Annotated in this window: 9 protein-coding genes; 6 read left to right on the top strand and 3 right to left on the bottom strand. The window is 58.9% G+C overall.

The window, feature by feature from the left end; translation table 11 throughout:
- Window positions 1–3: 3 nt before the first annotated feature.
- Window positions 4–921: a hypothetical protein gene (locus NJC38_RS18810; RefSeq protein ID WP_253116481.1), complete on the bottom strand. Its 918-nt coding sequence runs from the start codon at window positions 919–921 to the stop codon at window positions 4–6.
- 229 nt (window positions 922–1,150) lie between these two features.
- Between NJC38_RS18810 and NJC38_RS18805 the strand changes: the two genes are divergently transcribed.
- The 5 genes from NJC38_RS18805 to NJC38_RS18785 all read left to right on the top strand — a co-directional run bounded on the left by NJC38_RS18805 (window position 1,151) and on the right by NJC38_RS18785 (window position 6,858).
- Window positions 1,151–2,341 (top strand): DUF4214 domain-containing protein, encoded by a 1,191-nt coding sequence (locus tag NJC38_RS18805; protein ID WP_253116479.1) that lies wholly within the window; start codon window positions 1,151–1,153, stop codon window positions 2,339–2,341.
- 373 nt (window positions 2,342–2,714) lie between these two features.
- Window positions 2,715–4,049, top strand: a complete 1,335-nt coding sequence (locus tag NJC38_RS18800; protein WP_253116478.1) for a DUF4214 domain-containing protein — start codon at window positions 2,715–2,717, stop codon at window positions 4,047–4,049.
- Window positions 4,050–4,153: 104 nt separating this feature from the next.
- Complete coding sequence (locus tag NJC38_RS18795; RefSeq protein ID WP_253116476.1) at window positions 4,154–4,852, top strand: acetyltransferase; 699 nt, start codon at window positions 4,154–4,156, stop codon at window positions 4,850–4,852.
- Window positions 4,853–5,701 (top strand): 3-keto-5-aminohexanoate cleavage protein, encoded by an 849-nt coding sequence (locus tag NJC38_RS18790; RefSeq protein WP_253116474.1) that lies wholly within the window; start codon window positions 4,853–4,855, stop codon window positions 5,699–5,701.
- The gene (locus NJC38_RS18785; protein WP_253116473.1) at window positions 5,695–6,858 is read left to right on the top strand and encodes a DegT/DnrJ/EryC1/StrS family aminotransferase; all 1,164 of its coding nucleotides are present in this window, start codon (window positions 5,695–5,697) and stop codon (window positions 6,856–6,858) included. The genes NJC38_RS18790 and NJC38_RS18785 overlap by 7 nt, the downstream gene beginning before the upstream one ends.
- 93 nt (window positions 6,859–6,951) lie before the next feature.
- Here NJC38_RS18785 and NJC38_RS18780 read toward each other — a convergent pair whose 3' ends face one another.
- The gene (locus NJC38_RS18780; RefSeq protein WP_253116471.1) at window positions 6,952–9,030 is read right to left on the bottom strand and encodes a DUF4214 domain-containing protein; all 2,079 of its coding nucleotides are present in this window, start codon (window positions 9,028–9,030) and stop codon (window positions 6,952–6,954) included.
- Window positions 9,031–9,259: 229 nt separating this feature from the next.
- Here NJC38_RS18780 and NJC38_RS18775 point away from each other — a divergent pair, with 229 nt between their 5' ends.
- Window positions 9,260–10,804, top strand: a complete 1,545-nt coding sequence (locus tag NJC38_RS18775; protein ID WP_253116468.1) for a hypothetical protein — start codon at window positions 9,260–9,262, stop codon at window positions 10,802–10,804.
- A gap of 65 nt (window positions 10,805–10,869) precedes the next feature.
- Here NJC38_RS18775 and NJC38_RS18770 read toward each other — a convergent pair whose 3' ends face one another.
- Entirely contained in the window at window positions 10,870–12,897 is a 2,028-nt protein-coding gene (locus NJC38_RS18770; RefSeq protein WP_253116466.1) for a DUF4214 domain-containing protein, read from the bottom strand.
- Window positions 12,898–13,113: the final 216 nt, after the last annotated feature.

Genomic DNA, 13,113 nt, shown 5'->3' with positions numbered 1-13,113 from the left:
CGATCAATTCTGGCTGACCAGTAACGGCTGCAGCAGCCGGTTGGCCTCCTGTAAACGCACGATCAGGCCGCTGGCATAGTCCGGGGTCAGTTCTGGTGGTTGCAGGCGGTATTGCTCGCAGACTTTTATGGCTTGCTCCCGGCCTTGCCAGGCATTGTCCGCGACAGGCTGGGTCGAGTCGGCCAGGCATTGCTGCAACAGGCCAAACAATTCATCGTCCAGCGCCAATGCCTCCAGCACGGTCACACTGGCACTGAAGCCACTGCGGCTGGTCAGGCTGATCATATAGTTGGACGCCGCCTCTAGACGCACGCTGCCGCCAGGCGCCGCCACCAGCAGCGGAAACCAGGGCGCCAGCTCTGGCAGGACATGATTGGGAAACACCTGCGCTTTCCAGTAACGGCCCGCCACCCGAATGAAATGCCAATAATCCTCGACCGGCACCAGACGCGCTTCGTCGAACGGTAATATCTCGACCTTGGGCTTGTGGCTGAACACCGTGTCGTTGGACACATCCACATACAGCGTACCCACGGTAAAGGCGTTCTGAAAATACTCGCCGCGCAAGTCGCCCCACACCTGACGTACCGTCCCCCCGGCCTGCATAAACGCCAGCAACGCCAAACGGCCATGCTCTGCCTGGCCCTCACAACGCAGTTGTTGCAGTTGCGCCAGACAACGCTCGGTCGCCTGGGAAATTTCCAGGCACTGACCCAACGGGTAAGGCTTGCCCAGCTTGATCGGCAAGGCCTGGCGCAAAGGGGAGTCCAGGCTGGCACGCAGGCTCACAAAGAACTGCTCCAGGGCCGGCAAGGCTGGCAACAGGTAGCGTTCGGTCAGCTGCGCCTCGCGCGCCGGATCAGCCACGCGAGGTTCGTTGGGCAGCAGACTGGTATGGACACCCTCTACGGAAGCCGTCATCGAACACATGCCCCTATCGAAAGCGTGCAACAGCACAGAAAAGTGACCGGCAATCTAGCACGCGACCGGAGACGCTGAAATTCCTTACCGCCGCAAAAAACATTCTCGCGCTCGGACATGAGCGTCCAATGGTGGGAATCCCAGCACTTTAGAGCGGGGAGGATGTTAAATTATCCAGCTGGAGCTTTAGCGACACGCTGCAACCTGCAGTCCGACAAGGAGATTTTAAATGGCAGATACCATCACCCTCGAAGACGGCATGCTCGTCACCCGCACGGCCATCACCCTGGCCGATGGCAGCAACGCCACCCGCATCAGCGTTCCCATTGTTACGGCCGCCCGCACCGACACCCTTGCCCCGGCCGACTCGGCACAAATCCAGATCGGCCAGGGCCTTTCATCCCTGCCCACGGGCTGGGGCGTGACCGCCATCACTCATGAGCCGTACAGCCTGGCTAACACCGCCACGGCCATCAAGGCGGCGCTTAAAGCAGTGCCGGGCACGATCACCGACAACGAAAGCGCCTATTTCAGCCGCTATACCGAAAAATACCTCAGCACTCTGAGTTCCGAGAGCCAGGTCAGCGTCACAACGTTCAGCCCCATCACAGCCAGCAATCTTCCGACTGACAGGATTGTACTCAGTGGGACCGCGCCCCAAACCGTCGCGATTGTTGACCTGAGCCAGACAGACGCCAAAAGCATGGTTGCCGTTGCCCCGCTCTTTTCGCTGGTCACCGGCGAAGGCACGGTAAGTATGCTCAGCGACGGCGCTGTCGCCATTGGCGATGACGCCAGTCAGGCCTTTATCAATCCCAATCGTGGCGGGACGGTCTATGCCGGCGGCGGCAACGACACCCTGGAATTCGGATTTGGCCTGGCGCGCATTGACAGCCTGTTTCATGGTGGCACGGGCTTCGACACACTCTATAGCGATGGCTCGATCGAGCAGCACGCCGGTTACGTGCTGGTCAAAGGCCGTGGTGTGACCCTCAAACTGGTCAACGTTGAGCGTATCGTGGACTACAAAGGCCAATACATCGATATCAACGTCACCACCGAACAGAAAGCCATCGCCACCCTGTACCAGAACATTCTGGGCCGACAGGCGGACGTGGGCGGTTTCGAATATTGGGACAACCAGCTCAAGGCCGGGCAAAGCCTGGGCCAGGTCGCCATCACCATGACTCGCTCCACGGAGTCCGGCAACACACTGTTCAATGGCAACACCAGCCACGATCTGGACACACTCTATAACGTGATCCTCAAACGCCCGACAGACCCGATCGGTAAAGCGTACTGGAGCGCGCAGATTGATCAGGGCCTGCAAACCCTGGAACAAGTGGCACAAGGCTTTGTGACGTCCAATGAACTAACGAACGCCTATCTGCAACAAACTGACTGGAATTTTCTGGTTTAAGCTCGGCCGGGGTTGCGCTGGCAAAACAAAATGCCTGCAAGGCAATTCGCGTTTTGCTGTGTGGCCTGTCGGCTAAAAACACACGCATTGATCGGCCAACCACAAACAGCCGCCCACAAAAAAGCCCCGCCTTCCGGGAAACCTGGAAAGAAGGCGGGGCTGTGGCTGCTTCCGGATCATAGCTCAATGTGGCGTCAAGAGCAGGTTTGATAGAACTGATTGTGAAACAAGTCCGCGTTAGTGCCGTTAATTGAGCCGTTGAAGCCGCCTCCAGCCCTGCAAAGCTGACCGCCGGTCAGCTGCGCACACACTTGTCGGGGTGCAGGCGCCATGCTATCAACTCTCCAGCAGTCCTCACCGAGCAACGCCCATAATGGCCACTGAAGTCAGCCCTACCCAATATCCATACTCGACAGCCGTGTTCATCAGGGCAACCTTTGCCAATGGCCAGGTGTTCACCGCCAGCGGCGCGGTGGTGGGGCGCAATGACATCCTCACCGCCACCCATGTGGTTTACGACCCGGACCTGGGCGGCTACGCCACCAAGCTGGAGTTCTACATCGGTGCGGATTACAACTTCCAGACCCGCCGGTTCGACAGTACCCCGCTGATTTCGCTCACGGATGCCAAATGGCAAGCCCTCGCCTACCCCAGCCAGTCCTTTCAGGACAGCTCTAACGGCACCATGACCTTGGCAGAGTCGCAATACGACGTGGCATTGATCGGACTCAACGTGGCAGTAGGCGACAAAGTGGGTTACATGAGCCTGGCGCCGGGCTATGACCAGAACCAGTGGGCGACCACCATCGGCTATCCGGGTGGCAGTACCGGGCTAATCCAAGGCTCGGCCTACATCCATCACGACTCGCGCTATTCCACCTATACAGCCTACTCCCGCGAAGGCAGCGACATTCTGGGCAGCGGCAGCTCAGGCGGGCCGCTGTATGTCACCGACAGCACCGGCGCACATGTGATCGGGGTCAAAAGCACCGGCAGCACGACCGTCGACAACTGGGCCGACATTGGCCTGGTGTACAACGACCTGGTCAGTTTCATGGCCAGCAATGATTCGTTGCTGGGTGAAGCCGCGACCAGCTCACGCAGAGACGGCACGGCCGGCAACGATAACTTCATCGCCACCACAGCGGCTGAGCAGTTCTACGGCCTGTCCGGGCTCGACACCGTCACCTACAACGGTCTGCGCAGCACCTACGACCTGTCGCGCAGCGGCGATGTTGCCAGCGTGAGTAACCGCAACAACGCCAACGACCGTGACACCCTGACCAACATTGAGCGCATCAAATTTCAGGACGGCACCTTGGCACTGGATACCGCAGCGGGTCAGACCGCCGGTAGCGCCTATCGGCTTTACCAGGCAGCACTCGACCGGGCACCGGACACCGTCGGAATCAAGTACTGGGTCGCCGCCATCGATGGCGGCCAGAGCCTGTCGTCAGTCGCCGGCCAGTTCATGATCAGCAATGAATTCCGCACCTTATATGGCAGCGTCCAGACTCAGAGCGAGCTGCTGACCGCGTTCTATCGCAACGTACTGGACCGCGCGCCCGATACCCAGGGCTTCAACTATTGGACCAATGCCCTGAACAACGGGCTGAGCAGCAACGACATGCTCGTTTCATTTTCTGAAAGCAATGAGAACATTGCCAACCTGGCCAGCGTCATGAACCAGGGAATCTGGCTGGGGTAAGCTGCCCTTTAATCGCCCCCCCGTGCTTTTAAGGTTCAAGGTGCCCGAGCCGAAACAAGGCGCTATGCTATCGCCGCCATTCCAACCACCTACGGCGGCTTATCATGACCGACTTTCGCTATGCCGACGCTCTGGCCGACTCACGCCCGGTGGTGATTTTTGGCAACCTGCGCTCAGCCAGCCTGGCCAGGTATTGCCTGGAGCATGACAGCCCATGGCAAGTCGCAGGCTTCACCGTCGATGCTGCTTACTGCCAGACCGAACAGTTCGAAAACCTGCCTCTGGCGCCGTTCGAACAGCTTGAAGCGTTTTACCCGCCCGACGAATACCGCCTGTTGATACCCATGGGCTATCAACAGATCAATACTGTCCGTCGTGTCCGCTACGAAGTGGCGAAGCAACGCGGTTATGACTTCGTCAGCTATGTCTCCAGCCGCGCCAGTATCTGGCCTGACCTGCACATCGGCGAAAACGTTCTGATCTACGAGCACGCGATCATCCAGCCTTTTGCCCGCATCGGCGATAACTGCATCATCCGCAGCGGTGCGCATATCTCACATCATTGCCAGGTGGCCAATCACGCCTTTGTCGCCGCCGAAGTCGCCATGGGTGGTGAAGGCTACATCGGCGAGCAAGCCTTTATTGGTGTCGGGGCCGTCTTGCGTGACCGTATCCATGTGGCTGAACGCAGCTTCATTGGCGCCGGCGCCGTACTGGTCAAAGACACCGAGGCCGATGGCGTTTACGTCGGTAACCCGGCGCGCAAAACAGGCAAAACAGCCCTTCAAGCGTCAGGGGGCTAAATGCACGTGGGACAACCGCTGTTTATCAACCTGGCCTGCACTGGTGTGATCCCCAGCAAGGCGATGAATCGCCACGTTCCGGTCAACCATGGCGAGATCCTGGATGATGTGGCCCAGGCCATGGCGCTGGGCGTGCAGATGGTGCATCTGCACGCACGGGATGCCGATGGGCTGCAAACCAGCGACCCCGAACCTTATGGGCACCTGCTCGAAGCCATCCGCAGTCTGCCTGACGGCAACGAACTGATTGTCTGCGTCACCACCAGCGGCCGCCTGGATGCAAGTTTCGCCGCTCGCTCCCGCGTCCTGGAACTCGATGGCCGCGCCCGTCCTGACATGGCCAGCCTGACGCTCAGCTCAATGAACTTCGCGCAGTCAGCCAGCCTTAACGCCCCTGACACCATTCGCCAGTTGGCCCAACGCATGCTTGAACGCGGCATTCGTCCGGAACTGGAAGTGTTTGACGTCGGCATGGCGCACTTTGCCGGCGTACTGCTCAAAGAAGGCCTGCTACAGGCACCACTGTATGTAAACGTACTGCTGGGTAACATCGCCGGTGCCCAACCTGATCTGATCCAGCTGGGCGCCATTCTGTCCGCCTTGCCACCCGGCTGCATTATCGCCATTGCCGGGCTGGGACGCTTGCAGTTGGGCGCCAATGGCCTCGGGCTGCTGGTTGCCGATGGTGTGCGTACCGGCCTGGAAGACAATCTCTGGTTTGACTCGTCACGCCGGGTTGCGGCCAGCAACATCAGCCTGGTTCAAAGGGTCATTGCCCAAGCAGCCCTGTTCGAACGACCACTGCTGAGCCGCTGCGAATTACGCAAACGACTGGAGATGGCGTGTTGAACGATCAATTCATTGTGTTCGGCGCGCCAGATCTGGGGGATGACGAAATCCGGGCCGTGGTCGCCACGCTGCAGTCAGGCTGGCTGGGTACCGGCCCGCGAGTGGCCGAGTTCGAAGCCAGGTTTGCCGCATACAAAGGACTCAGTGCACGCCAGACCGCCGCACTCAACTCTTGCACTGCCGCACTGCACCTGAGCCTGCTGGCCGCAGGTGTGGGCCAGGGTGACGAAGTGATCACCTCGCCACTGACCTTCTGCGCCACCGCCAACGCCATCCTGCACGCCGGGGCGACTCCGGTGCTGGTGGACGTCGACCCCGATAGCATGAACATCGACCCGACACGCATCGAGGCGCGTATTACCCCGCGCACCCGGGCACTGGTTGTGGTGCATTTTGCCGGTCGCCCCTGTGAAATGGACGCCATTGAAACGATCGCCAGACGTCACGGCCTGAGCGTCATCGAGGACTGTGCGCATGCCGTGGAGGCCACCTATAAAAACCGGCCTGCCGGCACCCTGGGCGACTTTGGCTGTTTCAGTTTCTATGCCACAAAGAACCTCACCACCGGCGAAGGCGGTATGGTTCTGGCGCGCAGTGAACAGCATATCGAGCGCATCCGTACCCTGGCCCTGCACGGCATGAGCCGCGATGCCTGGAAGCGCTTTTCCGAAGACGGCTACCAGCATTACCAAGTACTGGAACCGGGCTTCAAATACAACATGATGGACTTGCAGGCTGCCATTGGCCTTGAACAACTGAAACGGCTGGACGCCGGTTGGCAACGCCGCCAAGCGATCTGGCAACGCTACCAGCAAGCATTCGCCGACCTTCCGGTCACTTGCCCTGCGCAGCCGCCTGAGGATGTCAAACACGCCCTGCACCTTTATACGCTGCTCATTGATGAGGCGCGCTGTGGCATCAGCCGCGACACCTTTATCGCCCGCATGAACGCCCGCAACATTGGCGTGGGCGTACATTACCTGGCGCTGACAGAACATCCCGCCTATCAACAACAACTCGGCTGGCAGCCGACAGACACACCGATAGCCACTGCAATCGGCCGACAAACCGTCAGCCTGCCGCTGAGTCCGGGGTTGAGTGATGCAGAGGTTGCAAGGGTGATTGCTGCCGTTGGGCAGAGCCTGAAAAAAACCTGACAAACGCCTGTCTGCAAAGGCAAGCGGGAGCGGCTTGCCATGTAGCCACGCGGCACCACAGGCACCGCGAAACCCCCGCCCGAATGTGGCCGATTACAGGCTCAACACCCCGTTGGCAATCGTCGAGGCAGCCAACTCCAGAGTACCGGACAGTTTCACCACGCTGTCCTTGCCCACATCAAACGTGCCGTTGGTCGAGGTGTCCTGGACGACATAGGTGTCCCCCCCGAACTGGAACCAGCTCAGGATGGCCGTAGTACTGCCATCACCGGCAGTGGCTGCATCAAGGTAGGCATCCAGACTGACCTGCGTGGCGAGCTTGGCGCCCAGAGTCGTCTGGATGGAGTTGGCAACCCCGCCTGCCTTGGCGGCGCTGAAGTCAATCTTGTCACCCGTCCCCACGCTCATGCCGGTGACTGACGCAAATCCCAGCTTGGTGGTCTGGACACCGTTAAGCTTCAACTGATCGTTGCCGCTGCCCACATTAATGCTGGCATCCTGATTGAGAACACCAATCGTCAGCGTGTCGTTACCACTGCCGCCGATATAGCTGGCCTTGTTGGCATCGAAGGTCACAGTTATGTTGCCCGAGGTCCCCGAGGCATTGATCGACGTCACCGTGGCACTCGAGAGGTCCGCCGTCAGCCCTGCCGAACCGCTGACCTTGACGGTACTCAGGGCAGTCATGCCAGTTGTCGAAGTCAAGGTGAGTGTCTGGCTTCCCGACACGTTCAACGTCGTCAGGGCCGAGTCTTTGATATTACCGAAAGTCGAGCCCTTACCACTGGTGATGACATTAAGGGTGGTGTAGATGTTTTCGTCGCTCACATTGGCAAAATTCGCATTATTGACCGTAAGGTTCAGCGTCTGGACTTTGTTACCAATGGCGAGTGACGAATTATTCAGGATCGCAAGCTGAGCTGATGCATCCGTTATCGACAGATCGCTTAAGGCATTACTATAAATAACGGCGGATGCGATGCCTTTGGCACTGACATTGGTGATCTTTCCTACCGCGGTCGAAGCACTGCCTTTGTTGACATCGTGGATCTCTACAGAAGTGTTGAAAACACCCGCTGTAAAAGCATCGGCCGTAACCGACGAAGCATTATTGACCGTCACTTTGGTGGTATCAACTGTGCCACTCACTGTGACTGAGCCCATTGTCACCGTCGTATTGACCGGGTTATTGGCCACTTGGTTGATCGTCACGGTACTACCGCCCGATACCTGAATGTCGCCCATAGATCCTGCCTTGGACGCCGTGCTGGTGAGCACCAAGGCAGTATTGCCAGCGGTGGCTTTGGTAATGCCATCGGTCACTTGGGTCGTCAGCGTATTCAACCCGGTCCAGGTCGTGGTGTTGAGCGTCAGGTTGCCCGTTGTAGTAAACGAGGCTGTCTCGACATTGGTAACCGTCACACCAGTGGAATTGAGCGCACCGGTCGTGGTGACGCTCAAGGTGTCCGTACCAGCGCCGCCGTCAATCTTGTCACCTGTACCAAAGCCACCGACCACGGTCGAAGTGATCGTGTCATTGCCGGCGGTACCGGTCACTGTGTCTGCGGAGGCTGTCAGGGTAAACGTCTGTCCGGTCGACGTAGCCGGCGGCGTCACAACGACGTTGGTGCCTGTGGCCGTTGCCACGGTCGTGGCCAGACTGCTGCTGGCAGTGGCGTTGTTCAGGCTGACAGGCGTGGCATCCACGCCGCTGAGAAACGCGCGACCGTAGTTAGCAGCCGTGCTACCCGAATAACCGGAGATTTCTGCCTGAGTGTCGATCTGGCTGGTGAACGCCGTGGCCGCGCTGACCTTGTTGGCGATGGCGGAAGCATCGCCCGGCCCCGCCGAACTGAGAATCTCATAGGCCGCCCGCGGGCCGCTGACCGTGCCGGAATCAATCTGCTGGACCCAATAGGCCAGGCCAGCGGGTTCCGGGTTGCGATTGAACAATGCAACGTAAATAGAGGAGACCAGTTGCGCCGTGGTGGCCGAAGCGTACAGGGCTTTTGACTCACTGGAGGCCGAGAAACCCGCGATCACGCCGTTCAGGTTGCCGCCAGCTGCATCAATATTGGCGGCCCAGAAGTTCAACCCGGTCGGATCAGCTGGACGACCAAAATAAGCGATATAGAGCTGTTGGACCTGATTGAAATACGCAGACGCAGCCATCGGCTGGCTCTCCTGAATGGATAAGACATTGGAATGTGTTGTTCAAGCCAGACATTGATATCACATAGATACTATGTGCAGCTCGATAAACTCGATGAGTACCGCTGGATTCCCGACCACTCAATCCATGGTTGTCGGCCGTGTTCAAGCAGACTAAAGCCGTCTGAACCTGCTCATTGCAATGGCCTCTGTGTACACTGCGCGCGCCCTTCCCCATCAGGAGCCGGTCATGAGCCTTGCTCTGGCACTCGATGCCCTAGAGTCAGTAAAACGCCATTCACACTCATCTGTGCTGTGGCAAGCGCTTGCCCGTCGCGTACAGGCATTGTCTGGTACTGATCGACAGCTCCTGCTGGATGAGATGGCCACGTTTGTACTACCACCCGGCCCTGGTGAGTGGCTGCGCTGCTCGGCCATGGCGGCCTTGACCCAAGATACTGCCTGGTATGTCCGTCAGGCCGAACAAGCCGGTCCGAATACCCTGCCCGACGCGATTTTCAGCCTGATGGGGCTGGCCTGGTACCACGCTCTGGCTCGTACCACTGATCGTACGACCCTGCGCGACTGCCTGCTGAAGATCAATCTGGTACGTCTGCAACAGCACGTCGCCGGGCAATTACCCGAGCGCCCAGCTGCCGTGCGCCGCCGTTTGGGCGAGCGCTTGCGCATCGCGATCTACACCCCGCACATCGCCAGCCCGAACCACGGCGGTACACTGTTCAGCCTGAACATGCTCAACGTGCTGCGCGAAGAACTTGCCGAGGTCGTGACCTTCAGCGCGCAGGAAAACCACATCCCGCAAGTGGCCAGCTACCACGGCGGCAGCGAACACCTGCACGCGCTGGACGCTGACCTGTCCAGCCTGCAGTTGCAACGCCCTGGTACCGCCCGGTTTGTGATCCCCGACACCGCCCTGTCGCTGCGTGCCCGTCTGCTGGAGATACAACAAGCCATTGAAAGCTTTACACCGGACCTGGTGCTGTTTGTGGGATTCTATTCACCGATGGTGTTCGACCTGTACCAGCGTTACCCGGTGCTCGGTTTGTCCGTACATGCTCTGCCGCCCATCGCGCCGGTAGACGTCTGGCTGAGTGCAGATATCCGTACCAAAGCGGGGATCTGGCCGGGTATTGCGCAGCCACAACCGTTTGATTTTCCGTTTCGCTTCTGGCCGACGGCCCCTTTCAAACCACTCACACGCGATACGCTCGGTTTGCCCGATAACGCCACTGTGCTGATCTGCGTGGGCTACCGTTTGCAAGATGAGCTGAGCCAGCAGTGGCAGCAACGCATGCTCGCCCTGCTGGAGTCTCATCCTGATGTGCACTGGCTGTTGTTGGGCGTGTTAGAGGTCGTGCCTGATACAGCACTGCCGCAACATTCGCGCATCTATCGCATCAAACCGCAAACCTCGATCAGTCCGTGGCTGGCACTGAGCGATATTTTCATCAATCCGCCCAGGGTCGGTGGCGGTGGCGCCGTGGCCCAGGCCATGGAACAGGGTCTGGCTGTCGCCGCCATTAACAATGGCGACGGCGGCGACAAACTGGGTCATTACGCAGCCACATCAGAAAATGAATACTTCACCACGCTAGAACACTGGCTTGGTCAGCCCGATGAGCGCCGCGCCGTGGGGCAAGCCTTGCAAGCACGCTTTCGCCAACGCCTGGACCTGTCCGGGGCACACGCCAGCAGTCAGCTGATCCAGGCCTGTCACCAGACCATCGAAGAGTTTCAACAACGCAACCTACGCTCAACCAAGGTTCGCGGCTGAACTGCCCAATAAAAAACCCCTGGCCTTAAGGGCCAGGGGTTTCAAGGGATCGCGCCGACTCTTGGTCAGACTGCCATGATCCACTCGCCGCCAACCAGAGCCAGAGCACCATTGGCCCCCGTCAGCTTGATCAGCGCATCACCGGCTTGAACACCCACAGCCGCGTCACCCACTACAAACAGATAACTGTCTGTCCCATCATTGAACACCACTGAAGTTCCGATGGCGTCAGTACCCACTGCATTCACTACAGCATCCAGTTTCTGGGCCAACGAAGTATCGGCTGCGTCGAACGTTGCCCGCCCCTGAGCATTGATCGAGGCAGTGCCCGCAGTGGCGGCAGTAGCGTGTTCCTGGACAGTCAACACGGTATCGAACTTGAGCTTGTTGTTGGACTGCGCAGCAGTCCAGTCCGTAATGGTGTCAGCCTGGGCAAGCAGCCCGGCCGCATCCGCAGCCTTGAACTGCGAATTTGCAAACTGAAAGACGTTATTGCCTGTACCGCCGGTTAGCGTATCAACGCCATTGCTCGCGATAAGCACATCCGCCCCCTCCTGACCATTGAGGGTAAAGCCGTTGCTGCCAGTGGCCTTGGACACATCGAGAGTGCTGCCCAACGAAGAAGCGCTGAGGGTTACGCTGCCGTTGTTGACAGTCGCAGCCGTCGCCACAAAGGACGAGATTCCGTTGGCCACGACAGTACCGCCGCTGGCGACTTCCAGCGCATCGCCTGTGGCCAGACCGGTAATGGTGTTAGTGCCCGTGGTATTGGTCAGTTTGAACGTATCGTTGCCAGCGCCACTGCCAAGAGTGTTACCGCCGACTGCGCTAGTGAATGTCTGGCCGCCAGAGCCCAGTTGCAGGTCTACAGCCTTGGTCGAAGACACTGCTGCTTTACCATCGGCCAAGGTGATCGTGGCCGAGCTGCCATTGAGGGTGATGGTCTCGAAGCCGGTAAACGCCGCAAGGCTCAGGGCGTTCTGCGCAGAATCAGTCACGGTCAGTGCATCGCTGGTACTCGTGGCGCTGATCTTGCCAGTCGCGAAATTCAGCGCGGTGTCGCTTACGGTCAGGTTCAGCGTATTGGCCAAATTGAGGGTGTTGCCATTGGCGACCGTTACAGTGATGACATCCGCTACAGTGCCGGTCAGACGCGTAGCGCTGGTCAGGTCAAGCGTCGGGGTTATCTGAGTATCAAGCGTCTTCACGGTGGACGCTTGCAGGGTGGTATCGGTCAACTTCACCAGACCCGTACCGCCAATCGACAGAGAACCGCCATTAGGAATGAAATCGCCCAGCTTGCTTACGTCAGTCGCTGCAGCGACCAATGCCTGGCCAGTGGCAAGCGTGATGCTGGTCGCGCCCTGGCCACCAAAGGTCACGGCTGTGGCCTTGTTGCTGTCACGGGAGAAGGTCGCATCGTTACCTGCCCAGCTCACCGAAATATCACCAGTCGCCGTGCCACCGAAGGTCACTGCCTGGGTGTTCGTGTCTAGCGTGGCGGTAAAGGCCGCCGGAGCCGGGGCCGGTGCCGGGGTAACGGTCTGTGGGCCGGTGCCGGTCGCTTCAGCCACGGTGCTGTTCAGGGCGCTGGTCGCCTGATTCACGGTAAAGGCTGTCGAGTCGACCTTGGACAGAAACGAGCGAACCAGGCTGGCAGCCGTCAGACCGTTGTAGCCGGCGATCTCGGCCGGGGTGTCCAGTGCGGCGGTGAACGCCTTGGCCACGCTCAGTTTGTTACCGATAGCCGCCGCATCACCAGGGCCTGCGGCACTAAGAATCTCGTAAGCCGCCTGTGCGTCGGAAATTTCACCGCTGACCAGTTTGGCCACCCAAAATGCCAGGCCGGTAGGCTCTGGAGCACGGTTGAACAGATTCTGATAAATAGCCGTGACCTTATCGCCCAACGACACACCAGCGTACAGCGCACCCGACTCCGTAGACGTCGCAAACCCGGCAATCGCCGCGCTTAGGTTACCGTTCGCCGCGTTGACCTGCTCAGTCCAGAACGCCAGGCCAACCGGGTCGGCAGGACGGCCAAAATAGGCGATATACAGGTTCTGAATCTGATCAACGTAATCGGAAGCTGCCATCAGTTACTGCTCCATCATCCATTAAAAATACGGCTCCAAACGCTCCGAAGGGTCTGGCACGCCACTTTGGGGGCACGACTGTAACATGGATAACGGAAGGCGATGGCATATTGACGTCAAATTAAAGACAGATCGCCAGATGCTTAAAAGCCATTACCAATCATCGATTTGCAGCGCATTGCTGCTGACTTGAAACGGTTTCGTCAAAATCCGTTG

The sequence above is a fragment of the Pseudomonas sp. 21LCFQ010 genome (assembly GCF_024129905.1).
In the GTDB taxonomy this organism is placed as follows: Bacteria; Pseudomonadota; Gammaproteobacteria; order Pseudomonadales; family Pseudomonadaceae; genus Aquipseudomonas.
Note: the sequence above shows the minus strand (reverse complement) of the source record. Positions and strands in the feature narration are given on the sequence as shown.